This window comes from Rhizobium sp. CF080 (assembly GCF_000282095.2).
Classification (GTDB): domain Bacteria; phylum Pseudomonadota; class Alphaproteobacteria; order Rhizobiales; family Rhizobiaceae; genus Neorhizobium.
In genome coordinates, this window is the sequence record NZ_AKKC02000016.1 from 436,380 (window position 1) to 462,943 (window position 26,564).

Annotated in this window: 29 protein-coding genes; 1 reads left to right on the forward strand and 28 read right to left on the reverse strand. The window is 63.7% G+C overall.

Annotated elements, in window-relative coordinates:
- Positions 1 to 6: 6 nt before the first annotated feature.
- The 21 genes from PMI07_RS32425 to PMI07_RS32525 form a co-directional block, all read right to left on the reverse strand.
- The gene (locus tag PMI07_RS32425) at positions 7 to 1,416 is read right to left on the reverse strand and encodes an ATP-binding protein (RefSeq protein ID WP_155956730.1); all 1,410 of its coding nucleotides are present in this window, start codon (positions 1,414 to 1,416) and stop codon (positions 7 to 9) included.
- 9 nt (positions 1,417 to 1,425) lie between these two features.
- Positions 1,426 to 2,184, reverse strand: coding sequence for a response regulator transcription factor (locus PMI07_RS32430; protein ID WP_007766459.1), 759 nt, complete (start codon positions 2,182 to 2,184; stop codon positions 1,426 to 1,428).
- Positions 2,185 to 2,260: 76 nt separating this feature from the next.
- Positions 2,261 to 3,853, reverse strand: coding sequence for a Do family serine endopeptidase (locus PMI07_RS32435; RefSeq protein WP_007766457.1), 1,593 nt, complete (start codon positions 3,851 to 3,853; stop codon positions 2,261 to 2,263).
- A gap of 146 nt (positions 3,854 to 3,999) precedes the next feature.
- A complete protein-coding gene (locus PMI07_RS32440; protein WP_037088784.1) occupies positions 4,000 to 4,434 on the reverse strand; it encodes a cytochrome c-type biogenesis protein in 435 nt (144 codons plus the stop codon).
- Positions 4,435 to 4,622: 188 nt separating this feature from the next.
- On the reverse strand, positions 4,623 to 6,611 hold the full coding sequence (locus PMI07_RS32445) for a heme lyase CcmF/NrfE family subunit (protein ID WP_024164372.1): 1,989 nt from the start codon (positions 6,609 to 6,611) through the stop codon (positions 4,623 to 4,625).
- Positions 6,608 to 7,093, reverse strand: coding sequence for a cytochrome c maturation protein CcmE (gene ccmE / locus PMI07_RS32450; RefSeq protein WP_007768228.1), 486 nt, complete (start codon positions 7,091 to 7,093; stop codon positions 6,608 to 6,610). The genes PMI07_RS32445 and ccmE overlap by 4 nt, the downstream gene beginning before the upstream one ends.
- Entirely contained in the window at positions 7,090 to 8,226 is a 1,137-nt protein-coding gene (ccmI, locus tag PMI07_RS32455) for a c-type cytochrome biogenesis protein CcmI (RefSeq protein ID WP_037088785.1), read from the reverse strand. The genes ccmE and ccmI overlap by 4 nt, the downstream gene beginning before the upstream one ends.
- 161 nt (positions 8,227 to 8,387) lie before the next feature.
- On the reverse strand, positions 8,388 to 8,822 hold the full coding sequence (locus tag PMI07_RS32460) for a membrane protein (RefSeq protein ID WP_037088869.1): 435 nt from the start codon (positions 8,820 to 8,822) through the stop codon (positions 8,388 to 8,390).
- Between the two features lie 266 nt (positions 8,823 to 9,088).
- Positions 9,089 to 10,495 (reverse strand): HAMP domain-containing sensor histidine kinase, encoded by a 1,407-nt coding sequence (locus PMI07_RS32465; RefSeq protein WP_155956712.1) that lies wholly within the window; start codon positions 10,493 to 10,495, stop codon positions 9,089 to 9,091.
- A 7-nt stretch (positions 10,496 to 10,502) separates the two neighbouring features.
- Positions 10,503 to 11,174 carry a response regulator transcription factor gene (locus PMI07_RS32470; RefSeq protein WP_007765053.1) on the reverse strand — a complete coding sequence of 224 codons (672 nt, stop codon included), beginning with the start codon at positions 11,172 to 11,174 and terminating at the stop codon, positions 10,503 to 10,505.
- A gap of 50 nt (positions 11,175 to 11,224) precedes the next feature.
- Positions 11,225 to 11,491, reverse strand: coding sequence for a hypothetical protein (locus PMI07_RS32475; RefSeq protein ID WP_007765050.1), 267 nt, complete (start codon positions 11,489 to 11,491; stop codon positions 11,225 to 11,227).
- A 117-nt stretch (positions 11,492 to 11,608) separates the two neighbouring features.
- Positions 11,609 to 11,821, reverse strand: coding sequence for a hypothetical protein (locus tag PMI07_RS32480; protein WP_007765048.1), 213 nt, complete (start codon positions 11,819 to 11,821; stop codon positions 11,609 to 11,611).
- Positions 11,822 to 11,842: 21 nt separating this feature from the next.
- Complete coding sequence (locus PMI07_RS32485; RefSeq protein ID WP_024164375.1) at positions 11,843 to 15,634, reverse strand: glycoside hydrolase/phage tail family protein; 3,792 nt, start codon at positions 15,632 to 15,634, stop codon at positions 11,843 to 11,845.
- Between the two features lie 377 nt (positions 15,635 to 16,011).
- Entirely contained in the window at positions 16,012 to 16,476 is a 465-nt protein-coding gene (locus PMI07_RS32490) for an NlpC/P60 family protein (protein WP_007766176.1), read from the reverse strand.
- On the reverse strand, positions 16,473 to 17,348 hold the full coding sequence (locus tag PMI07_RS32495) for a DUF2163 domain-containing protein (protein WP_007766180.1): 876 nt from the start codon (positions 17,346 to 17,348) through the stop codon (positions 16,473 to 16,475). Before PMI07_RS32495 ends, PMI07_RS32490 begins: the two co-directional genes overlap by 4 nt.
- Positions 17,345 to 17,986 carry a DUF2460 domain-containing protein gene (locus tag PMI07_RS32500; RefSeq protein ID WP_007766185.1) on the reverse strand — a complete coding sequence of 214 codons (642 nt, stop codon included), beginning with the start codon at positions 17,984 to 17,986 and terminating at the stop codon, positions 17,345 to 17,347. Before PMI07_RS32500 ends, PMI07_RS32495 begins: the two co-directional genes overlap by 4 nt.
- Before the next feature lie 145 nt (positions 17,987 to 18,131).
- On the reverse strand, positions 18,132 to 19,262 hold the full coding sequence (locus PMI07_RS32505) for a hypothetical protein (protein ID WP_155956713.1): 1,131 nt from the start codon (positions 19,260 to 19,262) through the stop codon (positions 18,132 to 18,134).
- A gap of 271 nt (positions 19,263 to 19,533) precedes the next feature.
- Positions 19,534 to 20,082: a phage tail tape measure protein gene (locus PMI07_RS32510; protein WP_007766199.1), complete on the reverse strand. Its 549-nt coding sequence runs from the start codon at positions 20,080 to 20,082 to the stop codon at positions 19,534 to 19,536.
- Complete coding sequence (locus PMI07_RS32515) at positions 20,069 to 20,281, reverse strand: rcc01693 family protein (RefSeq protein ID WP_037088788.1); 213 nt, start codon at positions 20,279 to 20,281, stop codon at positions 20,069 to 20,071. The genes PMI07_RS32510 and PMI07_RS32515 overlap by 14 nt, the downstream gene beginning before the upstream one ends.
- 23 nt (positions 20,282 to 20,304) lie before the next feature.
- On the reverse strand, positions 20,305 to 20,652 hold the full coding sequence (locus tag PMI07_RS32520; RefSeq protein WP_007766200.1) for a gene transfer agent family protein: 348 nt from the start codon (positions 20,650 to 20,652) through the stop codon (positions 20,305 to 20,307).
- Positions 20,652 to 21,059, reverse strand: coding sequence for a phage major tail protein, TP901-1 family (locus PMI07_RS32525; RefSeq protein WP_007766201.1), 408 nt, complete (start codon positions 21,057 to 21,059; stop codon positions 20,652 to 20,654). The genes PMI07_RS32520 and PMI07_RS32525 overlap by 1 nt, the downstream gene beginning before the upstream one ends.
- Positions 21,060 to 21,163: 104 nt before the next feature.
- Between PMI07_RS32525 and PMI07_RS32530 the strand changes: the two genes are divergently transcribed.
- The gene (locus PMI07_RS32530) at positions 21,164 to 22,378 is read left to right on the forward strand and encodes an MFS transporter (RefSeq protein WP_037088871.1); all 1,215 of its coding nucleotides are present in this window, start codon (positions 21,164 to 21,166) and stop codon (positions 22,376 to 22,378) included.
- Here the strand turns inward: PMI07_RS32530 and PMI07_RS32535 are convergent.
- From PMI07_RS32535 to PMI07_RS32565, 7 genes are all read right to left on the reverse strand, one after another.
- A complete protein-coding gene (locus PMI07_RS32535; RefSeq protein WP_007766205.1) occupies positions 22,364 to 22,864 on the reverse strand; it encodes a GNAT family N-acetyltransferase in 501 nt (166 codons plus the stop codon). The genes PMI07_RS32530 and PMI07_RS32535 overlap by 15 nt on opposite strands.
- Positions 22,865 to 22,868: 4 nt before the next feature.
- A complete protein-coding gene (locus PMI07_RS32540; protein WP_007766211.1) occupies positions 22,869 to 23,144 on the reverse strand; it encodes a DUF1778 domain-containing protein in 276 nt (91 codons plus the stop codon).
- Between the two features lie 78 nt (positions 23,145 to 23,222).
- On the reverse strand, positions 23,223 to 23,621 hold the full coding sequence (locus PMI07_RS32545) for a DUF3168 domain-containing protein (RefSeq protein ID WP_024164376.1): 399 nt from the start codon (positions 23,619 to 23,621) through the stop codon (positions 23,223 to 23,225).
- On the reverse strand, positions 23,618 to 23,950 hold the full coding sequence (locus PMI07_RS32550) for a phage head closure protein (RefSeq protein WP_007754690.1): 333 nt from the start codon (positions 23,948 to 23,950) through the stop codon (positions 23,618 to 23,620). The genes PMI07_RS32545 and PMI07_RS32550 overlap by 4 nt, the downstream gene beginning before the upstream one ends.
- Positions 23,950 to 24,519, reverse strand: a complete 570-nt coding sequence (locus PMI07_RS32555) for a head-tail connector protein (protein ID WP_007754688.1) — start codon at positions 24,517 to 24,519, stop codon at positions 23,950 to 23,952. The genes PMI07_RS32550 and PMI07_RS32555 overlap by 1 nt, the downstream gene beginning before the upstream one ends.
- Before the next feature lie 131 nt (positions 24,520 to 24,650).
- A complete protein-coding gene (locus PMI07_RS32560; RefSeq protein WP_024164377.1) occupies positions 24,651 to 25,928 on the reverse strand; it encodes a phage major capsid protein in 1,278 nt (425 codons plus the stop codon).
- The gene (locus PMI07_RS32565; RefSeq protein ID WP_007774366.1) at positions 25,925 to 26,506 is read right to left on the reverse strand and encodes an HK97 family phage prohead protease; all 582 of its coding nucleotides are present in this window, start codon (positions 26,504 to 26,506) and stop codon (positions 25,925 to 25,927) included. The genes PMI07_RS32560 and PMI07_RS32565 overlap by 4 nt, the downstream gene beginning before the upstream one ends.
- Positions 26,507 to 26,564 lie beyond the last annotated feature (58 nt).

Here is a 26,564-nt window from a genome sequence, read left to right on the forward strand (position 1 = left end):
CGGAACTTAGGGCTTCGGCTCCGGAAAGACCATGGTGACCGTCAGGCCGGGCGCGGCGATGTTCGTCTCGTCGGTGGCGGAGAGTTCCAGCGAGCCGCCATGCAGTTCCATCACCGCCTCGACCAGCGAGAGGCCGAGACCGGTGCCGGGCTTGGAGCGGCTTTCGTCGAGCCGGAAGAAACGCTTGGTCACCTCGCCGCGCTTGTCAGCCGGAATGCCGGGGCCGTTGTCGCAGACGGAGAGCCGCAGGGTGCCGCCGCTTCTCGCGAGGCGGACGCGGATACTCGCCGCATCGCTTGCCTCGGAGGCATATTTGATGGCGTTGTCGAGAAGATTGAAGATCGCCTGGCCGATGAGCTCGCGGTTCCCGTTGACAACGAGGCCCTGTTCCAGCTCGGTGGTGAGCGACAGCCCCGCCTCCTCCGCCGCCGGCTCGTAGAGTTCGGCACTGTCGGCGGAGATCGCGGACAGATCGACATCGGACATTTCCGCCGCGATCGACCCCGCCTCGACGCGGGAGATCATCAAAAGCGCATTGAAGGTGCGGATGAGCTGGTCGGATTCGCCGATGATCCCTTCGAGCGCGGCACGGCGCACATCCGCGCGATCTTCGCCCAGCGCATCGGCCGCTTTGTTGCGCAGCCTCGTCAGCGGCGTCTTCAGGTCATGGGCGATGTTATCGGAGACCTGCCGCAGGCCTTCGTTCAGCTTCTCGATGCGGCCGAGCATGGCATTCAGCGAATCCGACAGCCGGTCGAATTCGTCGCCGGACTTGCCGACCGGCAGGCGCTGCGACAGATCGCCGGCCATGATCTTCTGGCTTGCCGCCGACATCCGGTCGATGCGTTTGAGCGCATTGCGACCGATGCCAAACCAGATCACCAGCGCTCCGACGCCCATGATCGCCAGCGCCACCATCAGCGCCCGGCGGACGATGCCGCGGAACCGGCTCGGATCGCCGAGATCGCGGCCGACCATCACCCTCAGCCCGTTGTCGAGACGAATGACATTGGCGGTCGCCAGATGCCGGCCCGGCCGGTCCACTTCCGTATAGGGTTCATAAGTGAAGGGAATGTCCGTCCAGCCCTGGTCGTCCAGCACGCCGGGCTGTACCGACGCGACGTTGCCCGCGAGCATTTCGCCGTTCGGACCGGCGATGACATAGAGATTGGCGCCCGGCTGACGGGCCCGCCGCTCCATCATCCGCAGAAGAAGGTTGACGCCACCGCGCTCATAGGCGCGCTGTATCTCGAGCACTTCCTCCTGCAGCGACTGGCGCGTCTGCTGCGCCAGCAGCCGTTCGGACATGGCCGTCACGTAGAAGACGAGGAAAGCGGCGCAGAGCGCGAAAAGCAGGATATAGAGCGCCGACAGCCGCACGGCCGTCGAGCGGAACATCAGGCGGGCACGTGCCAGCAACTCGGCTTACCCCTCGTCCTTGATCATGTAGCCAGCGCCGCGAATGGTCTTCAGAAGCGGCTTTTCGAAATCCTTCTCGATCTTCGATCTCAACCGCGAGACATGCACGTCGATGACATTGGTCTGGGGATCGAAATGATAGTCCCAGACGTTTTCGAGCAGCATGGTGCGCGTCACCACCTGGCCGGCATTCTTCATCAGATATTCGAGCAGACGGAATTCGCGGGGCTGCAGCAGCACTTCCTTGCCGGCGCGCTTCACTTCGTGGGACAGCCGGTCGAGCTCCAGGTCGCCGACCCGGTAGACCATGTCCTGTTCCGGAGTGCCCTTGCGGCGGCCGAGCACCTCGACCCGGGCGAGCAGCTCGGAAAAGGCATAGGGCTTCGGCAGATAATCGTCGCCGCCGGCGCGCAAGCCGGTGACGCGGTCATCGACCTGGCCGAGCGCCGAGAGGATCAGTACCGGCGCATTGATGCCACGCTTCCTCAGCTCGCTGATGACGGAAAGCCCGTCCCGGCGCGGCAGCATGCGGTCGATGACCATCACGTCGTAGGAATTCTCCGTACCCATGAACAGGCCGCTTTCGCCGTCGCTTGCATGGTCGACCACGATACCCGCCTCGCGAAAGGCCTTGGTCATGTAGGCTGCGGCCTCCAGGTCGTCTTCGATCACCAGAATCTTCATGTGCGGAACAATAGCGTCCACGCCCGTCTTTGCACTATGGGAATCTGCGGTACCGGCAGAATATCGGGCATCCGTCTCCATCACCTACTCCATGGAAAGAAAAGGGCGCCGACCGTTGCCGGCGGCGCCCCCGATCTTGCGACCTGTTTTTCAGAAATCAGCCTTCGTTGATCGGCAGGGCAACGAAGCGGCTGGTGTTGTTTTCACCGGCCACCTGGAACAGCGCGCGGGTGCGGCCGTCCTTGCGGGCCTGGTCCAGAACCTTGCCGACATCGGCGGCGCTGACGACCTTGCGGTTGTTGACCGAGACGATCTTTTCACCCGTCTTCAGGCCGCGGGCAGCGGCTTCCGAGTCCGGATCGACATCGGTGACCGAGAGGCCGGAACCATCCTCGGCCGGAGCGACGGTGATACCGAGGCTGGCAAGCGCCTTGTCGCTGGAGGGCGCCGGAGCGTCGGGCTGCTTCGGCTCGGCCGCTGCAGCTTCGTCGCTCTGGAGATTGCCGAGCGTGACCGGGATCTTCTGGGCCTTGCCGTCACGCCACAGGTCGACATCGACCTTGGTGTTCGGGCCAAAGGCGGCGACGCGCTTGGCGAGATCACGGGCATCCTTGATCGGCTGGCCGTTGACGGCAGTGATGACGTCGCCTTCCTTGATGCCGGCCTTCTGGCCCGGAGAGCCTTCCTGCGGAGCGACGACGAGGGCGCCGGTCGCCTCCTTGAGGCCAAGCGAGTCGGCGATATCCTGGGTGACCGGCTGGATCTGTACGCCGAGCCAGCCGCGATCGACCTTGCCGTCCTTCATCAGGTTGGCAACAACGTCCTTGGCGGTGGAAGACGGGATCGCGAAGGCGATGCCGACATTGCCGCCCGACGGCGAGAAGATGGCAGTATTGATGCCGACGACTTCGCCCGAGAGGTTGAAGGTCGGGCCGCCGGAATTGCCGCGGTTCACGGCCGCATCCACCTGGATGTAGTCGTCATAGGGGCCGGAGCCGATGTCGCGGCCACGGGCCGAAACGATGCCTGCGGTGACCGTGCCGCCGAGGCCGAACGGGTTGCCGACGGCAACCACCCAGTCGCCGACGCGAACCTTCGAGTCGTCTGCGAAGTTGACATAGGTGAACTTGCGGCTGGTGGCGTCGACCTTGAGCACTGCGAGGTCGGTGCGGCTGTCCTTGCCGACCAGCTTGGCTTCGAGTTCCGTGCCGTCATTCATGACGACCGTATAGGCCGAACCGTCGGAGACGACGTGGTTGTTGGTGACCACGTAACCGTCTTCGGAGATGAAGAAACCGGAGCCTTGTGCCGCCGGACGCAGGCGGTGCGGACGATTGCCGTTGTCGCGGTTGCGCGGGCCGTTGCGGTCGGCGCGGTCCTGGTTGCGGTCACCCGGAGCGCCGGGGCCGCCCGGCATCTGGCCACCGAATTCGCGGAAGAACCGCTTCAGCGGATGGTCGTCGGGAAGCTGGTCGAAACCACGACCGCCGAAATTGAAGGAGAAATTACTGCCGCTGTCATCGGAAACGGGCTGCGCGTCCGACTGGACGCGGACGGAAACGACGGCGGGGGAAACAGCGGAGACGACATCGGCAAAGCTCGGGGCCTGCGGTGCGGTGACGCTGACCGGAGCCGCGAAGGACTGCACGACCTGGCCGGGGATGCCGCTCGAGAGCATGACCGCGGCAAGACCAGCAACCGTGGTGGTCTTCAAGACGGTCTTCAGAGAGGGACGTCCAATATTGCGCATGTTTTAAGCTACCTTCTTCTCTTCAGTCATTTTGGCTGGAGGTCAGCCAAGCGGTGGATGACGAGAGATATAGGCGCTCGCAGGTTAACTGCAGGTGGCGGACGAATGAAATATTGGTAATGTTTGGGTGACGCTGCCTCAGCCCGCTATTTTTTCAGAAGCTCTTCGATGCGAGCCTGTTCCTCGGCGGAGAGCGCCGCAACCGCGCGTTGGCTTGGCCGTGTGCGGACGAAGACAAGGATGGCGATCGCACCGACCAGCAGAAGCAGGACGGGGGTGGCCCAGAGGATCACCGTCTTGGCGCCGAGCCGCGGTTTCAGCAGCACGAATTCGCCGTAGCGCGACACAACGTAGTCGATCACCTGATCGTCCGTATCGCCGTTCGTCAGCCGCTCGCGAACCAGCACCCGCAGATCGCGGGCCAGCTCCGCATTGGAGTCGTCGATCGACTGGTTCTGGCACACCATGCAGCGCAATTGTGCCGAAAGATTTCGGGCGCGCTGTTCGAGCACGGGGTTGGAGAGGACCTCGTCGGGGTTGACGGCGAAGGCCGGGAGGGGGGCGAGGAGAGCCAGGATCATTGCTAGAACGACCCAGAACACCCCCCTCTGCCCTGCCGGGCATCTCCCCCTCAAGGGGGGAGATTGGCAAGACGCACCGACACTGCTCCAATCGCAGCGTTTGCTTGGGGCGGGACATGGCAACAAGTCGATCTCCCCCCTTGAGGGGGAGATGCCCGGCAGGGCAGAGGGGGGTAGCTTCAGGTCTCTCACTCCGCAGCCTCCAGCGTCGCCTTGATCGGCTTCACCTTGCGGCTCGGCGCCCCCACTCTGAGCCGCCGATCCGACAGGGAGACGAACCCGCCGAACATCATCACCAGCGCGCCGCCCCAGATGCAGAGGATGAACGGTTTCCACCAGATGCGTACCACCATGCCGCCACTGTCCATCGCGTCGCCGAGCGAGACGTAGAGCTGGCTGAGCCCGAAGGTGAGGATGCCGGCCTCCGTCGTCGGCATGCGCCGGGCCGTATAGAGCCGCTTCGACGACCAGACGTCCGCCACCTGGACGCCGCCGCGGCTGACGGCGAAATGTCCGCGCTGTTCGGTATAGTTCGGCCCGACCGCATCGCGCAGGCCGTCATAGGTCAGCGAATAACCGCCGACATCGACGGACGCGCCCTGCTTCATCTCGACCACCGTCTCGGTGCCGAAGGTCGTCGCCGCGAAAATACCGAGCACGGTGACGCCGAGGCCGAAATGGGCGATCGCCGTGCCGAACACCGAACGCGGCAGGCCAGTCAGCCGCTTGAGGCCCACCGAGAGCCCGACCTTGGCAAAATTGGCGCGATACCAGAGATCGGCGAATGCGCCGATCATGCCCCAGAAGCCCAGCACCAGGCCGAAGATCGCCAGAACCGGCCCGCCGTTCTGGATGTAGAAGAAGATAAGCCCCGCCGCCAGCGCCAGGCCCGCGAAGACATAGAGCCGCTGCAGGGCGCCCAAAAGATCGCCGCGCTTCCAGGCCAGCACCGGCCCGAACGGCACAGCGACCAGGAGCGGCAGCATCAGCAGACCGAAGGTCATGTTGAAAAACGGCGCGCCGACCGAGATCTTCTCGCCGGTCAGCGTTTCGAGGATCAGCGGATAGAGCGTGCCGGTCAGCACGGTGGCGGTCGCCACCGTCAGGATCAGGTTGTTGAGCACCAGCGCGCCTTCGCGCGAGATCGGCGCAAAGATGCCGCCCGCCTTCAGCATCGGCGCCCGCCAGGCAAACAGGACGAAGGCGCCGCCGATGAAGATGCCGAGAATGCAGAGGATGAAGATGCCGCGGGTCGGGTCGGTCGCAAACGAATGCACCGAGGTCAGCACGCCGGACCGCACCAGGAAGGTGCCGAGCAGCGACAGCGAGAAGGTCATGATCGCCAGGAGCACGGTCCAGATCTTCAGCGCCTCGCGCTTTTCCATGACCAGCGCCGAATGCAGCAGCGCCGTGCCGGCGAGCCAGGGCATGAAGGAGGCGTTCTCGACCGGATCCCAGAACCACCAGCCGCCCCAGCCGAGCTCGTAATAGGCCCAGTAGGAGCCCATGGCGATGCCCGCCGTCAGGAAGGTCCAGGCAGCAAGCGTCCACGGCCGCACCCAGCGCGCCCAGGCGGCATCGATGCGGCCTTCGATCAATGCGGCGACGGCAAACGAGAAACAGACCGAGAAGCCGACATAACCGAGATAGAGCAGCGGCGGATGCACGGCGAGGCCGAAATCCTGCAGCACCGGATTGAGGTCCTGCCCTTCCGCCGGCGCCGGGTCGAGACGCAGGAACGGATTGGAGGTGAGCAGGATGAAGAACAGGAAGGCGGTCGAGATCCAGGCCTGAACGGCGAGAACATTGGCCCGCAGCGTATCCGGCAGGTTGCGGCCGAAGACCGCGACGAGCGCGCTGAAAAAGACGAGGATCAGCAACCAGAGCAGCATAGAGCCTTCGTGATTGCCCCAGACGCCGGAATATTTGTAGATCAGCGGCATCAGCGAATGGGAATTCTCCCAGACGTTCGCAACCGAGAAATCCGAGACCACATAGGCCCAGGTCAGCACGCCGAAGGAGAAGGCGACGAGCGCAAACAGCACCAGCGACCCGGTCGGCGCCAGCGCCATCATCGCCGCGTCGCCGCGCCGTGCGCCGATTACCGGCAGGACGGAGACGATCAGCGCGGTCGCGAGCGCCAGAACGAGTGCATAGTGGCCGATCTCGATGATCATCTCGTTGCCGTCCCCTTGGTGCCGCTGCCTTGACCCTGGTTGCCCTGGCCTTCGTTCCAGACCCCCTGCGCCTTCAGCCGGTCGGCGACTTCCTTGGGCATATAGTTCTCGTCATGCTTGGCAAGCACGCTGTCGGCCACGAAACTGTGCGATGCGGCGTCGAAAGCGCCCTCGGTCACGACGCCCTGCCCCTCGCGAAACAAATCCGGCAGGATGCCCGTATAGGTGACCGGCACATTGCCCGTGCCATCCGTCACCGTGAAGCTCACGGTCGAGCCCTGGCCGCGCTTCACCGAGCCTTCGGCCACCAGCCCGCCGAGCCTGATGCGGGTGCCGGGCTTGACGTCGGCCTTGGCAAGATCGGCCGGCATGAAGAAATAGGCGACCGACTGGCTGAAGGCGAACATGACGAGCAGCACCGCGACGAGGATGAAGCTCATGCCGCCTGCGATCACCGCCAGCCGCTTCTGTTTGCGGGTCATTGCGCCACTCCTTCAACGGCAAGCCCCATCTCGTGGGCGAGTGCTACAAGCTCGCCTGATGACGGGAACTGCTTGAGGCCGCTCTTCAGCGCCTCTTCTGCCTTGGGTTTATCGCCGAGCACGGCATAGGAGCGCACCAGCCTTACCCACCCCTCGAGATTGTTGGGCTCCTGTTTCAGCCGTTCCGCAAGGCTGTCGACCATGCCACGGATCATCGCCTGCCGATCCCCCTGCGACAGGCTTTCGGCTGCCGCCACATCCGCCTGGCTTGGATTGCCCGGCGCCTGCGCCGTGTCCTGGCCAGCCGCAACGGTGCCGCCATTCTTTGCGATATGCTGATTGACGAGCTGCATCCATGGCGCGTCCGGCGGCGAGCCCTTGGCGATCGCCTCGAACTGTGCCCTCGCCTCCGCCGCCCGGCCGGCCTGTTCGAAGCCGAGGCCGACATAGAAACGTGAACGCGGGTTGTCCGGATCGAGCTTCATCGCCTGCTCGAATGCGGCCCGTGCATCCTCGGTGACGATCCCGTCGTTCGACGCGACCAGCGTTTCGCCAAGCCCCGCGAGCCTGAGGGGATTGGGGCCGAGAATGCGGATGGCATTGCGATAGGCCAGTTCGGCATCGCCGAGCCGCATGGAGCGGAAATAGATCGGCGCGAGCAGATCCCAGCCAGCGCCGTCATTGGGATTTTCGGCCAGATGTCGCTCGGCCTTGGCGACCAGCAGCGCGACATTGTTGCCGGGATTGGCAAGCCGCGCTTCGAGCGGCTGGTCCGGCATCCCGGGATTGCCGAGTGCCAGGTAAAGACAGAGGCCGACGAGCGGCGGCACCAGCGTGACCACAGCAGTGGCGAGCGCATGTTTTCGCGCCTTCGGAGCAGCGATCTCCTTGCCCTCCCCCGCCCCGGCCGCGGCAAGCAGCCGCCGGCCGATTTCGGCACGGGCGTATTCGGCTTCCTCCGCATTGATCAGGCCCTGGGCCCGGTCGCGGTCCAGCTCAGCCAGCTGGTCGCGATAGACGGCAACCTCCCCGGCCCGGTCAGCAGACGCAGCTTTGGTGGCTCGGGCGAAGGGCAGGATGAGGATTGCCGCTACGGCCGCCGTCAGAGCTGCGAGGATGATCCATAAAACCATAGTGGCCCAATACTGCAACAGCCCGCGCTTTCCAACAGCGCAGCCGGCGTTGACGCGAATTTGAGGCCTTTCGCCGCAAGTTCAAACCTGCATATGGGGCCAATCCGATCCGGCGGCCATGACCCATGTCAAACAACCGCAGAGGAAACCGGGTGGCGAAATCAGGTGAGCGGCGTCCAGGTGCCGTTCGAATTGCGGCAGGCAGCGCCCCGCGCCGTCATGTCGCGGCCATTCATCGTCACGGTGTGGCGATACTGGCGGCAGTTCTGGGTGCCGACCTGATAGGGAGCGTTGGCGACCACCTGGCCGCTCGCATCATCGCCCTTCCAGGTGATTGCCTCGCCGCCGGCTGCCCCTTCCAAGGCGCGATATTCCGCTTCGAGGGCGCGGGAACGGTCGCTTGCCGAAAGCGTCGCACCGGTACGGCCGACAATGCCGCCCTGCAGTGCGGAAATATAGGACGTCGAGGGCGATGGCCGCGGTGTCAGCAGGCCGCGTCCGCCGCCGGTTCCCGCTCCCGAAGACGTGCCGCAGCCGGCGAGCAGGCCAGCGACCACAAGCGATGAAACGGCATTTCGGAGGCTCAATAATCGCATCGTGTCGGAAACCGGTCGCGGGTCGTTTTCTTCGGAAATCTTGCCGAGACTGGTCACGTCCCGGCATGGCATCATTATGGCGTCGCTGGGAAAACACACAAATCCGGTGATCGTTCAGTCTCCCCGCATATTGGCAGACATCACAGGAATGTCCGTTCCGACAAAGATATAGCAGGCGATCCATCCGTCCATCACCAAAGGCAGGGAATGAACCGCTGTTGCCCATATGCCACAGTTTGGCGCGGCTGTATTGCACGATCTACCGTTCAAGGAGCTTCCTTGGCGACGCCCGGCAGCAGAAGTTGCGCCCTCAGGCCACCGCGCGTCCCGCGCGTCAGCTCGACTGAACCCTGATACTCGCCGGTGATCTCGCGCACGATGGAAAGCCCGAGCCCGGCTCCCGGCTTGCTCTCGTCAAGCCGCCTGCCACGTTTCATCGCCTCGCGGATCTGGTCTGGCTCCAACCCCGGGCCGTCGTCCTCGACGGCGATCTCGACCCAATGGCGCCGTGTCGCTTCGCCTTCACCGGACTGCGGGCCGGATGTCGGCGTCGCGGTGATCCATACGCCGGTCTCGCAGAAGCGAGCGGCGTTTTCGAGCAGGTTGCCAATGGTTTCCTCGACGTCCTGCTGCTCCATGGCAAGTGCCACGCCGGGCGGAAAAACCGACAGGTGGAATTCCTTTTCCGGATTGAGCCGCCGCATCACCCTGACTAGGCGTTCCAGCACCGGCTCGAGCTCGGTTCGGGCAAGCAGTGATTCGCGCTGGGCGGCGATTCGCGCCCGGTTCAGGTAGGATTGCACCTGCGCCTGCATTCCCTCCGCCTGCGACCGCACCATGTCCGACTGCACCTTTTCGACGGCGCGCGATTCGTTGAGCAGAACCGCGATCGGCGTCTTCAGCGAATGGGCGAGATTGCCGACCTGCATGCGGGCCCGCTCGACGATGCGGCGGTTGCTTTCGATCAGCGCGTTGATGTCGCTCGCAAGCGGCATGATCTCGCGGGGAAACTCGCCTTCCAGCCGCTCCGCCTCGCCTCGCCGCACCCTCTCGAGCGAGCGCCGGGCGCCATCGAGCGGCTGCAGGCCGTAAAGGATTGCCAGGCCATTGACGACCAGGCTACCGAAACCGAAGACGGCGAGCGCAATATAGAGACTGCGGGTAAAGGCCTGGATATCCTCCTCGACGACCGCGAGATTGCCCGACACGCGGAAGCGTGCGGCGCGGCCTTCGCCATCGAGCACGACCTCGGTCTCGGCGACCAGGACATTGTTTTTGTAGGCGTCGATGGCGGGGTAGAAGCGCTCGTAGCGATTGTTGAAGGGCACCGCCAGGATCGACGGCACGCTGATGTTCGAGGTGCCGAGCGAGGAGGACGACAGCGGCGTTGCGGCAAAGGTGCCAAGCGGCTCGATGATCCAGTACCAGCCGGTCTCCGGCTGTGAGAAGCGTAGGTCCCCGAGCTGCGGGCTCCCGGCGAGCTTGTTGTCGTCGCCGATCGTGATCGAGTTGATGACGTTATAGAGCTGGGCCCGCAGCAGGTCGGTGAAGGCGCGTTCGGCCGATTGCCGGTAGAGCTGCGAGATGACGATCGAAATGACCACCAGGGCCAGCGCCGACCACAGCGTGGCCAAAAGCAGCACGCGGGCAGTCAGCGATCTTGGTCCGATCATTCGGAATTTAACGCGCATCGTTTGGCGCTTGCATCCTGTAGCCGAGGCCGCGGACCGTTTCGATGAGGTCGACTCCGAGCTTCTTGCGAAGCCGCCCCACGAAAACCTCGATCGTATTGGAATCGCGGTCGAAATCCTGATCATACATGTGCTCCACAAGCTCGGTGCGGGAAACGACCTGCCCCATGTGATGCATCAGGTAGGACAGAAGCCTGAATTCGTGCGAGGTCAGCTTCAGGGCAACGCCTTCGACGCTCGCCTTGGAAGCCTTGGTATCGAGCCGCACGGGCCCGCAGACGATCTCGGAGGATGAGTGCCCCGCCGCCCGGCGGATCAGCGCCCGCACGCGGGCCAGCACTTCCTCCACATGGAAGGGTTTTGCAACATAGTCGTCGGCACCGGCATCGATGCCCGCCACCTTGTCGCTCCAGCGGTCGCGGGCGGTCAGCATCAGCACCGGCATGCCCTTGCCGCCGGCACGCCATTTCTCGACGACGGTGATGCCGTCCATGACCGGCAGGCCGATATCGAGGATCACTGCGTCATAAGGTTCGGTATCGCCGAGATAGTGGCCTTCCTCACCGTCGAACGCCTGGTCGACCACATAACCCGACTCCTTCAGGGCGTCTGAAAGCTGCCGGTTGAGATTGACGTCGTCTTCGACCACCAGAATGCGCATGCACCGCCCCTCGAATGATATGCCGGCGGTCGATCACCGCCGGACCCGCTTTACATGGGAACCCTGACGGTCACCTTGCGCGGTCTTTGATTGCCATCGCCTTGGACGAGAACCGTCACGACACAGGTCTGGCCATCGGAGGAGGGCTGAGCGGAAAGAAGCTGGCCGCCGGTTTCCCGCACAACGCGAGACGCCGCCGACCCGCAATCGCCCGCCACGAGAACCATATAATCAACCGCAGAGACCTCTTCCGGCATAAAGCCGGCGAAACCGGCAAGGCCGGCGGTCAGTATCGCGATGATTGGCAGTCGCGCCATGGTTACAATTTCCACTCACAAGACAAACAGCATTCATGTCCAAAGCATGTGATGGAATATGTAGCCAAAGGCGGCTGAATGGCAAATGAATGGTCCGTAATGCTTTCCTTCATCGGGCTATTTTCCCCTGATTCCGGTCTGCGCCGCGACACGCCCATAGATCGCAAAAAGTCCGCCCGCTGCACCCGCCAGCGTAACCGCGAGGTCGGCGAGATCGGCCTGAACATCCGCTCCGAGCTGAATTCCCGTGACCTGCAGAAGCGAGGCGGCGACCGCAATCAACCCGCCCCAGACCGTTTTAGATTGATACCACGCCTTCATGCCGTCCATGCTTCATCTCCTTTTTTCAACTTAGAATATAACAATCGTCTCGGCCGGGAGCCCAAGCGGGACCGCCCGGCCCATCTGCCGGATGCGCAGGGAAAGGCTCGATTGAGCGCTGCCGAAATCGGCGATCTCGTCGGCGGCCGCATAGGTGAAAACCGGCTCCGGCACCTCGACCGTACGCCTGACGATCGCACCCTCCAGAAGATCGATCCGGTAACGCTCCTCCGGCTCGTCGAGCGGAATTTCCGTACTGTCCCAGCCGTCCGCCTCGATCCTGCTTCGCCTCACCCAGGTGATCCGGGCTTCGCCGCCTGCCTGTCGTTCGCCGCGGATATGCACCGGCGAAAGCGGCGTCTCGGCACGCACGCCGCCCGAAAACACATGCGGGCCGGATCGCCCACCCGCCTGTCCTAAGCTTTCCGCCAGCCAGTTCAGGGCAAGCCCGCGTTCGTCCGCCGAAAGCCCCAGCGACACCACCGCCTCGTCCAGCACGATGACGGCCCGGCCTGCTACGGCGCCGGCCAACATGGCGTCCTCGGTCCCCGCCAGCCCACGCAACAGGTTCGACAGACGCCAGCGATTCGGACTGACCTCTTCGGCATCGGCAAAGCCGATCACTTCCCAGACGCCGTTCTGCGCCTTCACCGCAACGCGGTTTTCGCCATTCAACACGGCCTGCTCATCCGCCGACGACAGCCCGCCGAAAAACAGTTCGATCTCCATCACCGAGCCACGATCGAAACGCCCGGCGATGCCTCCGCCAAGCGGCGCGGCCAAAACGCCCAACCTCGCCGGCCGGTCGAGCGCTGAGCGCGTGCGATACCCTTCCGTCGTTACAGAGGAAGACAGCACCATCCGCCTCCATGGCCGGCAGAGGCCTGCGGCCCTGGCAAAACTCGTAGCCTCGCCGGACGCAAACCGCGGCAGGTCGAGAAAATGCAGGACCGGCGCAAACGCGTCGGAAACGGCACTCCCACCATTCCTGTGCCCCTCATCGCTGGCATAGTTCGACGGTGCAAGCGGCGCGTGATGCCGCGCCTCGATCCGACGTGCGGCCCCTTCCTCGATCCTTTCGACGATGAATGTCCCCTCCGGGTCGCTCGCATCCGGCAAAGCCAGCCGCACCGCGTCCCCGGGCTCGACCGCGATATCCGCCGGCGAAAGCGCGAAACTCAGCGACCGTCTCGCCACTCTGTGGCTGCGCAAAAGCGTTTCGACTGCATCGAGCGAAATCTCCTCCGGCAGCACCGCGGGCAGATCGTAGCTCAGAATGCGCTGGCTTTCCGCTCGCGCCCGTCGCGACCGCACGCCCGACTGTTCGTAGTCGAGACTCGGATTGTAGGACGTCAGCACCGCCTCTGCCGCGAAATCGCTGTCATGCCCGCGGTTTTCCGACCACAGCGGCTCATCCTCGATATCGGCGATGACGGTGATCTCCTTCGCCACCAGGCTCGCCTTCAGCCGCGACCGGAAGCGCAGCCTGCCGCCATCCTCCGCGACATCCAGCTGAAACACTTCGAGCAGCGGCTCCAGAAGCGCTCGTGCCGAGGTCACCTCCCCCTGCACATAACCGGTCAGATCGCCGCTCACTTCCGAAACGTCGAAATCCTCGAACCCGTGCTCGGTCAGGATCGCGGCGATGGCATCGGCCAGCGTCGTGCCGCCCAGCCGCCCGTTCAGCCAATGGCCCGTACGCCAGTTACCGCCGTCACTCCAGGCCGAAAGATCGCCAGGAAAGGCCGGGACAGGTCGCGCATCCCAGGTCCACACGAAGATATGGTTGGGATCAACCATATCGACCGGCGCAGCCTCGCCCTGCCACCACCCATGATGGGCTTCGAGAAACCGCCGCTGCATGCTGTCCGATCGCCCGCCGCTCGAAAAATGCGGAAGCGCACTTTCGGCCGATTTCGGATCGACGAAGACATTCGGCTGATTGGCACCCTTGTCGATCGCCGGGCAACCGAGTTCGGTAAACCAGATCGGCTTCATGCCGGGCACCCAGGCCGTCGGCGTCACATTCTCGGCGCCGTCCACACGGTCAAAATGCCGGTTCGACCACCAACCCAAAAGGTCCTTGTAACGATAGACCCAGGGCTTGCCCGCCAGGCCATCGCTGACCGGCGACCTCACCCGGTTTATTCGGTCCGCATCGCTCGCGTAATACCAGTCGAAACCCTCGCCGGCACCGATCTGCGCCGCCATGGCCTGCCGGTCGTCCGCAAGCCGAAAACCATCAGGATTGTCGGCCCTAAGATCCTCGTCCCGCCAATCGCCGAGGGGCATATAATTGTCGATGCCGACGGCATCGATATCCGCTGAGGCCCATAGCGGATCGAGATGGAAATGCACTTCGCCCGAGCCATCCTGCGGATGGTAGCCGAAATATTCGCTCCAGTCGGCGCCATAGGTCAGCTTCGTCTGCGGCCCAACGATCGCCCTCACATCCGCCGCCAGCCCGACCAGTTCCTGCACAAACGGAAAAATTCCCGTTTCGTCACGCAACTGCGTCAGCCCACGCAGTTCCGAACCGAGGATGAGGCCATCGACGCCGCCCGTGGCCGCCGCCAGACCGGCATAGTGCAGCACCATGCGCCTGTAGCCTTGCGCACCGGCGCTGAATGCCTCCACCTGCTCTCGCGCATCGGCACTCCTATTCGCCGACAGCGGAAAACAGCTGATCCGCCCCCGCCAGGGAAAAGCCGCCTGTTCCGCCCCGCCATAGGGGTCCGGCAGGCCATTGCCGGGCGGAATATCCATCATCACGAATGGATAGAGATAGATCTTCAGCCCGCGCGCCTTGAGGTCGGCAATCGCCTGCACCACACTCGCATCGCTCGGCGTGCCGCCGAAAGCCGGCCCACTGTTCTGGCTCACCAGATGCGCATCGCCACGCGACATCCCTGCCACGGACCACTCGGCGCTCTCTTCCCACCGTGCAGGCACTTCGACACCGGGCACGATCCGGCAATGCCCCGCCCTGAGATCAGTTCCGAACCAGGAGATCACCAGCGCCACCCGTTCAAGGTTCGGGCAGAGCGCCTGCAGCTCGTCGAGCGACGCCTGCCAGTCGGTTCCCGCCGTCAGCGTATGGCGGTTGAGAATGCGGGCACTGCCCTCGCCGGTCTTCTCGATCACCGGCCGGATCGCATAACCATGCTCGGTCGCGCCGGGAATGATCGTCACGGCGCGGATCTGCTCTTCGAGCCTGCCCACCGGCCGCAGCACTTCGAACTGCAGGAGCGGGATGCGATTGCCGAAACCGTCGAGCGGCAGCCGTTCGAACACGACGTAAGCCAGGCCGCGATAGGCCGGCGCATTGCCTTCGCCCTGCTTCGCCTCGATCAGCGGATCGGGCAACTGCCCCTCGTCGCCGCGATAGACCCGCATCTCGATCGCGGTCAGGTCGAGCTCACGCCCGTCGGCCCAGACGCGCCGTACGCCCGCGATCCTCCCCTCACAGAGCCCGACCGCCAGGTTGGCGAAATAGCGGAACGTCTCCACCCGCGGCCCGCTCGTCGCCTTGCCGCCGGAGCGCTCGCGCGTCACCTCTTCCTCGAAACGCGTCGCCCAGATCAGCGTGCCGCCGATCCGCGCCGTCCCGTAGACACGGTTGATCGCCGTCCCCTCATCCGCCCCCGGAATGCGCGCAGTCGCCAGCCGAGGCCCGGAGATCGTCGCGCCGCTGCTGCCGATCAGCGCCCGATCGACCATGCTGCCGGCCAGCGCCCCCGCCGCCCGCCCGATGATGGCGCCGACCGGACCGAACACACTGCCGAGCGCCGCACCCGCCGCCTGGAAAAGGATAGTGGCCATTGACAACTCCACATATTCGAAAAGGCGAGTCGACCGCTAGTCGCCCGCATCCAATGCGTGTTATGCTTGCAGGCGGTTGAGGGAAAAGCAGTAAGCGCATCACACTGCGCATCGGTGGCGTAGGCAGCACTGACCTCGGCAGGAGGCCCCTGCTCTCAACCATGGAGGTGATGTTATGAGGCTAACGCCCATTAGCATCATGCTTACTGTGAGAAAGACCCGGACGGGCTGGCTTGTCTCCGTCCGGGTAACATTCACTAGACAATGCTAGGTGAGCGAGGTTCCCGCCTCGCTCACCTCTCCATAATAGGCCTACCCGTGCAAAATGCAACCTCGATTGCGAAATGCATCTTAAAGTTACATTATTTTAAGTTGCATCAGGTTGCATTTCGGTTCGGAGGGACCGGACACGCCGTCGGAAACCGATACACCCCCGCAATCCGCCGCCGCCACGATGGCACCAGGGCCGAACGTGTCACTGCCGATTGCTCATAGGCATGGATGAAATGCTGCGGCCCGGCCAGCACCCCTGCATGTTTCGCCGCGCACTCCGGCCGCCAGCGGAACAGCAGGAGGTCGCCGGGTTCCGCCTCACCCATCTCTACCGCCGGCCCGAAGAGCCGCAGGGCAGCGTCCACCAGGCGGTCTTCGCCACTCCGCTCGGCCCAATCGGTTGCATAAGCCGGCACCGCCTCCGATTCCTCGCAGTAGAGTTCGCGCCAGATGCCCCGGATCAGCCCGATGCAATCGCAACCAACGCCCTTCAGCGCGCCCTGATGCCGATAGGGTGTGCCGATCCACCCCTCGGCCAACGCAACGATCTTCTGGCCCTGCCCCCTCATTCGAAGATCGGCCCGCCGTCATGGACCCGCTCCCCGTCAACATAGGAGTAAGCGAAATCGGCGCCCGGCACATGCGGGAAACCCCGGAAATTCAGGTGGTTCGCAAAGCGTGCCCTGCAGGTCGCAAACGACTTGTCGCACCCCGCGGTCACCGTAAACGTGTCGCCCGCCGCAACCTGTACTTCCAGCGGCAGCCAGAACGTCAGCTCCGCCGAACCGTCGGCCTTCCTCGCATGCGCCTCGACATCGACCGACACCCTGCCGGAAAACGTCAGAACGCCCTGCCGGAAGAAACCGCTGTCAAAGCCGCCAAGCCCGGAGACCGCGATCCGGCTCGCATCCTCGACAGCGAGCACCGCTCCCTCACCGCGCCACAGATCCAGGTTTACGCCACAGCGCGCATCGCCCAGGCTGGCGTCGCAGCGGCGGCTGTAGACGCGCCCCTGCGGTTGGCTCAGCCGGTGCGCCAGACTACGCAGCTCCGCCCGAAACTGCGCGCCGGCTCGGGAAACCTCGCCGATCTCCCGCATATTGAGCAGGATATGCTGGTCGGGCGCCGCCCAATTGACGAGAAACAGTTCGACGCGCGCGCCGTCATATCTGCCGGTCGCCAAATCCCGCTCCCTAATCGCCGCACTCGAAAACCCGCCGGCCACCTCGTCGGCACTTACGGAAAGCCCCGTTGCCGCCTCTGCCTCGCTTGCCGAAAACCCGCTCGCCGCCAGGAAGATGGTTCCGTCGAACGTCAGATCGCGGTCATGCTCGGTAAAACCCAGCACGATGCCGTCGCGCCGCGTCACCCGCCAGGCGTGGCAGGTGGTCGTCGCCTCCTGCGCCAGATGCGCAGCCAGATCAGCCGGTACCGTTTTCATGCCAAAACCTCCGTCAGCGGAATGGTCGGGATGCGCCCGGCATCGAAATGCGCGAGGTTGACATCGATCCGGTCCGTATCGAACCGCACCGGCACATCGAATTCATAACCGGCGCGCACCACATCGCCGACAGCGGGAACATGCCCGGCCGCAAAGGTGATGATCCCCGTCGCGGCATCGACCGACAGAGTTTCATCCGCCGCCGCAACGCCGTTTACCGACACCGCGACCGTTCCGGCGACCGGCTTGACGATCCGCCGCACCCAGCTCCCGCCGCTATCCGCATAGGTCTTGATGAGCTGGAACGCTGCGATCTCACCGTCGCCGGTGCCGATCCTCTGGTCGGTCGCCGATACCGGCTCGCCCGGCGCGCAGGATTTCCAATCGACCGGATCGCGAAACCGAAATCCGTAAAGCCGCCCCGCACGAGCCTCGAAAAATTCCAGCACCGCATAGAGGTCGCCGAGCGATTTCACCCCCGATCCAGCGTCATAGCTGCGCCGTGAATCCCGCCAGCGCTGGTTGCGCTGCTCGCGCCCGTTGGAAAGGTTGACGATATCGGTGCGCCGCACCGGCCCGCCGGTCGCCCCGAGCGCCAGGCGCAACGGGAGCCGGATCTCGTGAAAAGCATCAGCCATGACCCGCAACCTCCATTGCACATCCGAAGTGTCTCGTCGCGGGGCAGGATCGCTCTGCCCCGCTGATGTCGCGCTCAACGGACCTGCCTGAAGGCCAACGAAAGCCCTTCAATGCATTACCGTTTCAGTTTGCTCACGGAAGGCTTCAGCTGATCTGGATCGTGCCGATTTTGTACCGCACGTTTTCGTCAGCCGTGATGACGACAGCGCTGTTGCCGAGGATTGTCTGATAGTTCTGATCCTGAGAATTCGGATCGAATACGCCGATGAAGTGATTGCTGTGATATTCATTCATCGCGCCACCGCCGGCGAGGCTGACCATTTGGCGACCGTTCACCTCGAATTGCGGATTGGCCAAGGTATCCGATACGCAGTAGCAGAAACCATCCGCCTGCAGACCGGTATAACCGAACAGAACCCATTTCTGCGTGGGAACGTGATATCGGATGGTCTGCGCCATGCGTCCGTTCTGGTCATACATGGTGTAGGGATTATAACCCGAGACCTTGAAGAAGATCTTCGGTTGCTGGGGCGCAATGTTGCCTTGGTAGTATTGGTGGTTGACCGTCTCCCACTGGTTCGAGTTGTTATAGAATTGCCAGCCGACCGAAGCGTCGAGATTCGAGGTGCGGATCATTGCGAAGCCGTTGTCGAGCAGCGTGGTATTACCTGGCAGGTTGCGAACCTCCACGAAGGCGTAATAATAATTGCCTTCCTGCACGATGTTCGAAGGATGCAGGAACCCGTAGGCCGTATTAATAGACTGATAGGACCACGGCTCCGGGATCAACACGCAGCGAACGTTATGATGATTTTGGCCATAATCGCCGGGCTGCGGGATTGTCCAGGCCTGACCATCATTGGTCGAGCGCACATAGCCGATTGCGTTGACCCAGCGTGTATTGAACCCATAGGCGTTGGAATTGAAGCCCGGAACCCCACCAATCGTGGCAGATGATTGATAGAACTCATGATGAGTCAGGGCAACAACGAGGGAACCGCGGGCGAAAGGGGACATGATCCAGTGACGGTTGGCATAATGCCCTTCATAGGTGTCACGCGGGGAACTCCAGTGCATGCCCGCATTCCAGTTGGTCCAAGTGTTACCGTTATGCCAGTCGTAGACAACATTAAAACGGTACCCTTCTGAATGAGCGGTAATGAACGTCGGTGTGCCGTTTGCATCGCGCCACGGATGCAGGGGACCATCCACCCACAAGCCATAAGGCGTGCTTCCGCCAACATAGCCGTGCCATTGGTTCGTGCTGAAATCCATGCACGTCGTGTTTCCAGACGTCGTAACTACACTCGTAACCATTTTTGATTTCTCCTTCGATTACATGCTGAAGTGCCTCGGCTCCCTCCATTTCAGGAGCCGGTTGTTTGGTCCTGGCGATATCGTTGAGCTGGAGAGAGGGCGGTAAACCGGAATTCTTTTCGCCGCTCTCGCCCTTCGCATCGGATCGAGGACTGACTCGTCCCTGATCGACTGGCCTATCGCGTTTCCGATATCCGGAGCGCGGATGCCTGAGCGTCTGGCATAGACCTCAAAGACCGCGCCTGCCGCGTGCGACGCCGCGCGCCAGCATGGCAGAAATCTGCCCCTCGCTTTTCCGAAAGCTCCCCGCATCGGTCGCCGTTACGTTGAAGACGATCTGGGGCATTGCCCCGCCGCCTGCCGCCGCCACGCCCAATGCACCATCCGGGCCGCGTTTCAGCGGCAGGATCGCCTCGGCACCCGCTTCGCCCATGAGACCCATATTGCCGCCCATCGGGAAGAAACTCGGGCTGCGCACGACACCGCCGTCCGCAAACGGTGTCACGGAGCCGGCCAGTCCGCCGATTGCCCCGTTGACGAAATTGCCGAGCATGTTTTCGAGCGGCTTCAGCCCTGCGGAGAGCGCAATATCCGTCATCCGGCTGCCCAAGCCCCGCAACACCGCCTCGAGCCCCTTGCCGCCACTTGCGGCAGAACTCAGCGCGGTCGTCAGCGCCGATCCGAACCGTTGCGATCGGTTTTCCAGATCGGCCATCACGCCGGCCAGCGCCTCGGCGTCGGAAAGGGTGGCGGAAAAGTTCATGTCATCGTCTTCCATCAATAGCCTCATCGTCGGGAAACGCGGTCATCAAAGCCTCCAATCCGGCCCGCTCCATCGTCACACGCTGCGGTCCTAGTCCGCCGGTGATGGTGAAAAACTCGACCGGCGTCAGCGCCCAGAAATCCTTCGCAGGAAGCCGCAGCAGGCAAAGGCCGGCGTGCATCACCGCATCCCAAGGAAACGGCATGCCCGCCATTGCCCCGTTACCCGCTGCGGCTCTCAAGGGTTTGCTGCAGCGTCCCTGCCCGGCCCGGCAAATGTCGCCGCCAGCAGATCCCCGACGATCCGCGCATAACCGACGACACCGTCGTCGACGCTCATCGCCGCCACCTCGTCGTCGGAGAACAGATTGCCGCCGCCGCGCAGGCCGGCGCCGATCAGCCGGATCATGTCCGCCGCCTTCAGCCGGCCGGAGGAAAAACGCTCCGCCAGCCCGTTGAGATCGCCGACCGAAAACGCCGTCTCCAGCTCCGCCAGCGCGCCAAGCGTCAGGCAGAGAATGCGGCGCTCGCCGTCGATCACCGCCTCCACCTCGCCGCGCCGGCGATTTGCCCGTGCGCCCTGCATCAGAGCGCCCCGAAGGTCAGGCTGCCCGCCGATTCCAGCGCAAGCTCGAAGCGGATCTCGCCATTGTGCTCGCCGGAATATTCAAGCGCCGTCACCTGGAACGGCCCGGTCACCGTGCCGAAGGCCGGGATCAGGATCTGCCAGGCAAGAATGCTGCCGGCAAAGAACGCGCCGCGCACCAGCGCATCGCTCGCCTGGTCCTTGAAAATACCGGCCCCGGTTAGCGACGCGCGCTGCACGCCCGCGCCACCCAGGAGCTCGCGCCAGCGCCCGGCGCTTTCGGCATCGGTGATGTCGACGGTCTCAGCATTGAAGGCGAGCCGCTTCGAGCGCAGCCCCGCCACCGTCAGGAACGCGCCGTCATTGTCGATCTTCAAGAGCAGGTCCTTGCCCTTCTGCGCAACCATGTGGAAGTCCTTTCCGCTGTTGTCGTTTGTCGCTTTCGCACCTCCGGAAGCGGTGCTAGAGCGTCGAGCGCTCACACCCGTTTTCGCGAATGCTTCCCGCCACCATGCCCAAAATCCTCCCCCTGCGCTCGGCGCAGACGATCGCCGTGCTCGCCGTCACCCAGATCATCTCCTGGGGCACGAGCTTTGATATGCTCGGCGTCATGGGCCGCGTCGTCGCGCCGGAACTCGGCCTGCCCAACGAGGTCGTGTTCTTCGGCCTGTCGATCATGATGCTGGTCAGCGCGCTCGCCGGCCCCGCAACCGGTCGCCTGCTCGTCCGCCATGGCGCCGCCAAGGTCATGGCGACAGCGTCGGTCACCTTCGCGATCGGCCTGCTGCTGCTCGCGAGCGCCCACGAAGTCCTGGTCTACGGGCTCGCCTGGATCATCATCGGTGTCGGCGGCGCGCTCGGCCTGTCGGCGCCGGCCTATACGGCGGTCGTCGAGCGCGAGGGCCTCGACGGCAAGCGCATCATCGCCATCCTCATGCTGTTCACCGGGCTATCAGCCACCATCTTCTGGCCGGTCCTGGCACTGATGAACGATCTCGTCGGCTGGCGGATGACATTTGTGCTCTCCGCCGCTCTGCAGATCTTCGTCTGCCTGCCGCTCTATCTGTTTGGTCTGCCGAAACCGATCGACCGGAGCGAACAAGCTCAGGCCACGGATACGGTGCCGGTCGATTTCACGCCGCCGGAACGCCGCCGCGCCTTCTTCCTGGTGGCTGCAGCCACCGCGATCAGTTCGTTCATCAGCTTCGGCCTGTCGCCCTCGTTGCTCGCTCTCCTGCAACAGGCCGGCGCCTCGCCGGCGCTCGCCCTTCAGCTCGGCTCGGCGCGCGGCGCGATCGGCGTCTCGGCCCGTTTCGTCGATATGGCTCTCGGCCGACGTGGCAATACGCTTCTGACCTCGATGGTCGGCACCAGCCTGGTGCTCATCAGCTTCCTGCTGGCAGCCATGATCACGTCCTCGGCTCCGATCCTCGTCATCTTCGTGCTGCTCTATGGCTTCGGCACCGGCGTGCTCGCGGTCGCCCGCGCGCTGCTGCCGCTGTCGCTCTTCTCGCCGCGCGAATTCGGCCTGCAATCCGCCCGCCTGTCGCTGCCGCAGAACCTCGCCAATGCCGCCGCCCCGGTCATCTTCACCGCCCTCCTCGACCGCGCCGGCGCCTCCGCCGCCCTCATGACCGGCGCCGTGCTCTCGGCGATCTCGCTGGTGTTCGTGCTGATGCTGGTCGGGCTGGTGCGACGGGCGAATGGGCGCTTAATTGCTGATTGAAGCGACGATATCCTTGACCGGCAAGAGCAGGGTACGGTCCAGCCCCTTGGCCTGCCGAAACCCGTGTCTGAGATAAAAACTCGACGCCTCGTCGTCGAGGGCGTGAACCATGACGGCCCTAAAGGCGACCACTTCCGAGGTCGCAACAACGGCCAATAGGGCATTCTTCAGAAGTTCGCCGCCCAGGCCCTGTCCATGATGCCTCCGGTCCACCGCAAGCCGAGCCAGCAAAGCCACGGGGATCTCGCCCGGCGCCTGATGCCCCTTGACCTGTCGAGGCGCGTTTTCGCGCGAAATCATGCCGGCGCACAGCGAGTGATAGCCGACCACCCGAAAATCGGCGTCGGCAATCACGAAGGTCCGCGTATAGCTCTGCGCTTGATTGTGAAGCGCCATCTCCTTCAGGAATCTATCGAGCACCGGCTTGCCGCTCTCGAAATCTCCAAGATGATGTTGCTCACCCAGGGGAACTGGTTTGCGATACATGGGCTCAGTCGAGCCATTGCCGGTTCGACTTGAGCAAGGCAGAAAGCTTCTCATTCACCTGCGCCGGCTCCCCGAGCAAACTTTCGACGGCATCGAACATCGTCGCATCGACGCCAATGAACCGCTGGTCCAGGAGCTCTTTCTGGGCAGTTGCCAAGGCCGCTTCGGTCATGAACGCCGACAGCGACTTGCCGGAGATCTCGGCCGCGCGGGCAATGACCTCGCGTGTCGATGCATCTATCCGCAGATTGATCGTTTCGTTTTTTCGAAGTGCTACCATAACCCTGGAATCCACAATGTACATTCATTGTATATACATTTTCCTCGCGTTATTCAACGACCAATCCGAGCAGTTCCATCACTCCGTCACCGCCCGAAACCGCATCTCCCCCAGATAAAACTTCGTCTTCGGCTCCCGCCGCGTCCGCATGCTCACCTGCAGCAGGCTCACCAGTGCCGCGCCTTCAAGCGCCAGCCCGGCGTCATGCAACATGGAGTGCGCCAACCCGGCGATCTCCTGAACCTGCCGCCGCCCCTCGCCGTCGGACCATATTTCCAGGACCAAAAGATGTTCCTCGCCTGCCTCGGTGGCGGTCGAAAAATCCCGTGTCTCCATCTCGCCGAACACCACGCAGGGCAACTTTGCCCGCGGCAGAAGCCGGTCGCGGATGCCGTCGGCACCGACGATCGCGGTCAGCGCCGCATCGTTGGTAAGCGTCTGATGGATCGCTCGCAGAAGCGCGTTTCCCGCCGTCATCGGGTTTCCTCCTCGCATTGGCAGACGAGGTAACGCCGCGTCTCGTCCGGATCGTGCACCAACTTCACCAGGAAGAGCCGCCCGCCCTTGCGAAACCGCTGGCCGGCTGAAATGCCGTCGCGGAACCGTACCCAGATACGGTGGCTGACCGTGCCGCCCTCGGCCGCCGCCTGTTCCTCCACCACGAACGAGACCGGCTCGATCCGCGCCCAGAGCGTCGCCGTCACCTCCCAGGTCACCGCCGCGCCGCCTTGCCCGTCCGGCACCGCCTCCGGTGCCTCGAGGTCGAGCTTGGCGGTCATCGACCCCGGATCGAAGAACAGCGCCATCAGAGCCTCCGCATCCGGAAGGGCGCGATCAGCCGTTCGTAACCGTCGGGAATTCCGGCCGGCTGGTTGTCCGGCGAAACGACCCCGCGGAAGGCGAACATGTGGCCGATATGGAGGGACATCGCCCGTTTCAGCGTGTCCGGCACATCGGTGCCCGCCTCGCCGAAGCCGGCCGAAAAGTCGATCTCGATGCCGTTGACGGCCCTGCCCGGCTGCGGCGGATGTCTCAGCCACAACCGCGCCGGCCGGCCTTCGCCGTCGAGCAGATGATCTTCCAGTGGAACTTCAAGCGCCGTTCCGTCGGCGTCATAAACCATAACAGTCTCAATCGCCTGCACCGGCGATCTCGATATCCGGATCACCCCGTCGGCCGGCCAGCGGTCGAGATAGAGCCGCCAGACTTGAGAGATCAGGCAAAGCCCCGTCTCCCGCTCCAGATGCTCCCGGGCAGTGGTGATCAGTGAGGCCAGCAGCGCATCCTCGTCGCCTCCATCAAGACGCAGATGCGCCTTCACCTCGGCAAGCGTCAGCGGCTCCGCGGAAGGCGGAGTGGTTTGAGCGTAGGTCATGGGGATCCTGAGGTGGGTAGTGGGTAGTCGGCAGTGAGTAGTAAGACGCAAGTAGGGGCCGTGACGTGAAAAAGGCGACCAACTGACTGGCCGCCCCTGCTCACTAATCACTACCCACTACTCACCGAGCTTCAGCTCGCCGCAAACTTCACCACCTTAATCGCCTCGAAATTCTGTACGCCCCCGCCCACGCGCTTAGTGGTGTAGAAGAGCACATAGGGTTTTGCCGAATAGGGATCGCGCAGGATGCGCACGCCGGCCCGGTCGACGACGAGGTAACCGGAGCGGAAATCGCCGAATGCGATAGAGAGCGAATTCGCCGCCACATCGGGCATCTCTTCGGCTTCCGCGATCGGAAAACCCATCAGCGAGGCCGGCTGGCCGGCGGCGGCCGGTGGGTGCCAGAGATAGTTGCCGTCGGCATCCTTGAACTTGCGGATATCGCCCTGCGCCTTGCGGTTCATCATGAACGTGCCGTTCTGGCGATGGCCGGCCTTCAGCGCATAGATGAGGTCGATCAGCGTGTCCGAGGGACCAGTCGATTTCCAGCCGCCTGCCACGCCGGTGGCGATATAACCGATATTGCCCCAGGTCCAGGCGCTGTCCGCCACCGTCGGATAGGATAAAAATCCCTTCGGCTTGTTGATGCCGTCGCCGCGGATGAAGGCATCGCCCTCCTGCTCGGCAAACACGATGTCCACCTCGCCGGCGATCCAGGCCTCGATATCGACCGCCGCGTCATCCAGCAGCGCCTGCGTGGCCGCCGGCATGGCGTAGAGCTCCATGGTCGGGAAGGAGAGTTCGGCAAGCTGCGGCGTATTGGTCTGCGGCCGCGCCGCCGTCTCGGCCACCCAGCCCGTCGAAAGGCCGGCCGCGGCAAAGGGCTTCTTCAACACGGCGGAGGAGACGGTGCGCACGGTCGAGAGCGCCCGCATTGGCGAAACCACCGAGATGCGCCGGCCGATTTCCGTATCGGTCTCCGACGGCACGAGATAACCGCCGTCAGTGCCGGACCCTGCCGAAAACGCCTTGGCCTCCAGGTCGCGCAGACCGTTCTCCTCGCCTCGCCGGACATAGGCGTCGAAGGCCGCCTTGTGCTCCACCGCCTCGGCCGAAAGCTCGGCGCCACCGCGGCCGAGTTCCGACCCAAGACGGGGCCGGGCCTTCTTCAGCACCAGCTGGTCGAGCACCTTCTTCTGGTCGTCGACGGCGCGGTTGATGCGGTCCATCTTGTCGCGGGTCACCACGTCGGCGGTCAGCTTCTGCTCGATCTCGCCAAGGCGCCGGTCGTTGACCTCCTTGAAGGCCTCGAACGCCTCCATGAATTCGTCGAAGGCCGCCGTCACCGTTTCCGGCACGGCCTTCACCTCGGGCGCCACGCTTGCCATAGTCCTGGGCTGATCCGTCATATCGCTTTTCCTTTGAAGGTTGATTTCATCATCATCTTCGCCGCCCGCCGCATCTGGCGGACGAGTTCGGTTTCCCTGTCGCGGAAGAACCGCGCATGCTTGACGTTGGAGACCCGCGCCGAAGGCAGCATCGGAAAGGTCACCACCGAGATCTCCCAGAGATCGGCTTCCAGGATCCTGCGCACCCCCGTCTTGGCGTCGGTGCGGGCCTTCACCGTGCGGAACCCGATAGACAGTCCGTCGAGCGCACCTGATTTCATCAGCGCCAGTACCTCGCGGGAGCGGGCAACGCCCGGCGACAGCATGCCCTCGACATAGAGCCCCCGAGCATCCTCGCGGATGGTCCGCCAGGCGCCGATCGGCTCGGAAGGGTCGTGCTGATAGAGCATCCGCACCCCCATCGCCCCACGCTCGACGAGGCAATTGCCGAAGGCACCGCGCTCGATCGTATCCTTGCCGAGGTCGATCTCGCCGAAGACGCTGGCATAACCGGAAAAGAACCCGTCGCCGGTCACGCCTGCGAGTTCCAGATTGGCGAATTTGCGCGCAGTCGGACGCGGCCCGCGATAAGCGTGCATCGGTATTCTCCTGATTTTTTTGATTTTTCTTCCTCCCCCGCAAGGGGAGAGATAGGCC

What these genes read in the sequence shown, in the direction of transcription:
- PMI07_RS32555 (WP_007754688.1), bottom strand. Translation starts at nt 24,519, where the DNA reads ATGACCTACGCTCAAACCACTCCGCCTTCCGCGGAGCCGCTGACGCTT.
- ccmE (WP_007768228.1), bottom strand. Translation starts at nt 7,093, where the DNA reads ATGACCCGCAAACAGAAGCGGCTGGCGGTGATCGCAGGCGGCATGAGC.
- ccmI (WP_037088785.1), bottom strand. Translation starts at nt 8,226, where the DNA reads ATGGTTTTATGGATCATCCTCGCAGCTCTGACGGCGGCCGTAGCGGCA.
- PMI07_RS32430 (WP_007766459.1), bottom strand. Translation starts at nt 2,184, where the DNA reads ATGGAGACGGATGCCCGATATTCTGCCGGTACCGCAGATTCCCATAGT.
- PMI07_RS32560 (WP_024164377.1), bottom strand. Translation starts at nt 25,928, where the DNA reads ATGACGGATCAGCCCAGGACTATGGCAAGCGTGGCGCCCGAGGTGAAG.
- PMI07_RS32515 (WP_037088788.1), bottom strand. Translation starts at nt 20,281, where the DNA reads ATGGCGGGCATGCCGTTTCCTTGGGATGCGGTGATGCACGCCGGCCTT.
- PMI07_RS32460 (WP_037088869.1), bottom strand. Translation starts at nt 8,822, where the DNA reads ATGCGATTATTGAGCCTCCGAAATGCCGTTTCATCGCTTGTGGTCGCT.
- PMI07_RS32540 (WP_007766211.1), bottom strand. Translation starts at nt 23,144, where the DNA reads ATGGTAGCACTTCGAAAAAACGAAACGATCAATCTGCGGATAGATGCA.
- PMI07_RS32550 (WP_007754690.1), bottom strand. Translation starts at nt 23,950, where the DNA reads ATGGCGCTGTTCTTCGATCCGGGGTCGATGACCGCCAAGCTCGACCTC.
- PMI07_RS32565 (WP_007774366.1), bottom strand. Translation starts at nt 26,506, where the DNA reads ATGCACGCTTATCGCGGGCCGCGTCCGACTGCGCGCAAATTCGCCAAT.
- PMI07_RS32470 (WP_007765053.1), bottom strand. Translation starts at nt 11,174, where the DNA reads ATGCGCATTCTGGTGGTCGAAGACGACGTCAATCTCAACCGGCAGCTT.
- PMI07_RS32465 (WP_155956712.1), bottom strand. Translation starts at nt 10,495, where the DNA reads ATGATCGGACCAAGATCGCTGACTGCCCGCGTGCTGCTTTTGGCCACG.
- PMI07_RS32525 (WP_007766201.1), bottom strand. Translation starts at nt 21,059, where the DNA reads ATGGTTGCGCAGAAGGGCAAGGACCTGCTCTTGAAGATCGACAATGAC.
- PMI07_RS32475 (WP_007765050.1), bottom strand. Translation starts at nt 11,491, where the DNA reads ATGGCGCGACTGCCAATCATCGCGATACTGACCGCCGGCCTTGCCGGT.
- PMI07_RS32505 (WP_155956713.1), bottom strand. Translation starts at nt 19,262, where the DNA reads ATGGATTTCAGCACGAACCAATGGCACGGCTATGTTGGCGGAAGCACG.
- PMI07_RS32435 (WP_007766457.1), bottom strand. Translation starts at nt 3,853, where the DNA reads ATGCGCAATATTGGACGTCCCTCTCTGAAGACCGTCTTGAAGACCACC.
- PMI07_RS32545 (WP_024164376.1), bottom strand. Translation starts at nt 23,621, where the DNA reads ATGACGGCGGGAAACGCGCTTCTGCGAGCGATCCATCAGACGCTTACC.
- PMI07_RS32495 (WP_007766180.1), bottom strand. Translation starts at nt 17,348, where the DNA reads ATGAAAACGGTACCGGCTGATCTGGCTGCGCATCTGGCGCAGGAGGCG.
- PMI07_RS32535 (WP_007766205.1), bottom strand. Translation starts at nt 22,864, where the DNA reads ATGTATCGCAAACCAGTTCCCCTGGGTGAGCAACATCATCTTGGAGAT.
- PMI07_RS32480 (WP_007765048.1), bottom strand. Translation starts at nt 11,821, where the DNA reads ATGGACGGCATGAAGGCGTGGTATCAATCTAAAACGGTCTGGGGCGGG.
- PMI07_RS32490 (WP_007766176.1), bottom strand. Translation starts at nt 16,476, where the DNA reads ATGAGGGGGCAGGGCCAGAAGATCGTTGCGTTGGCCGAGGGGTGGATC.
- PMI07_RS32530 (WP_037088871.1), top strand. Translation starts at nt 21,164, where the DNA reads ATGCCCAAAATCCTCCCCCTGCGCTCGGCGCAGACGATCGCCGTGCTC.
- PMI07_RS32500 (WP_007766185.1), bottom strand. Translation starts at nt 17,986, where the DNA reads ATGGCTGATGCTTTTCACGAGATCCGGCTCCCGTTGCGCCTGGCGCTC.
- PMI07_RS32440 (WP_037088784.1), bottom strand. Translation starts at nt 4,434, where the DNA reads ATGATCCTGGCTCTCCTCGCCCCCCTCCCGGCCTTCGCCGTCAACCCC.
- PMI07_RS32520 (WP_007766200.1), bottom strand. Translation starts at nt 20,652, where the DNA reads ATGCAGGGCGCACGGGCAAATCGCCGGCGCGGCGAGGTGGAGGCGGTG.
- PMI07_RS32485 (WP_024164375.1), bottom strand. Translation starts at nt 15,634, where the DNA reads ATGGCCACTATCCTTTTCCAGGCGGCGGGTGCGGCGCTCGGCAGTGTG.
- PMI07_RS32510 (WP_007766199.1), bottom strand. Translation starts at nt 20,082, where the DNA reads ATGGAAGACGATGACATGAACTTTTCCGCCACCCTTTCCGACGCCGAG.
- PMI07_RS32445 (WP_024164372.1), bottom strand. Translation starts at nt 6,611, where the DNA reads ATGATCATCGAGATCGGCCACTATGCACTCGTTCTGGCGCTCGCGACC.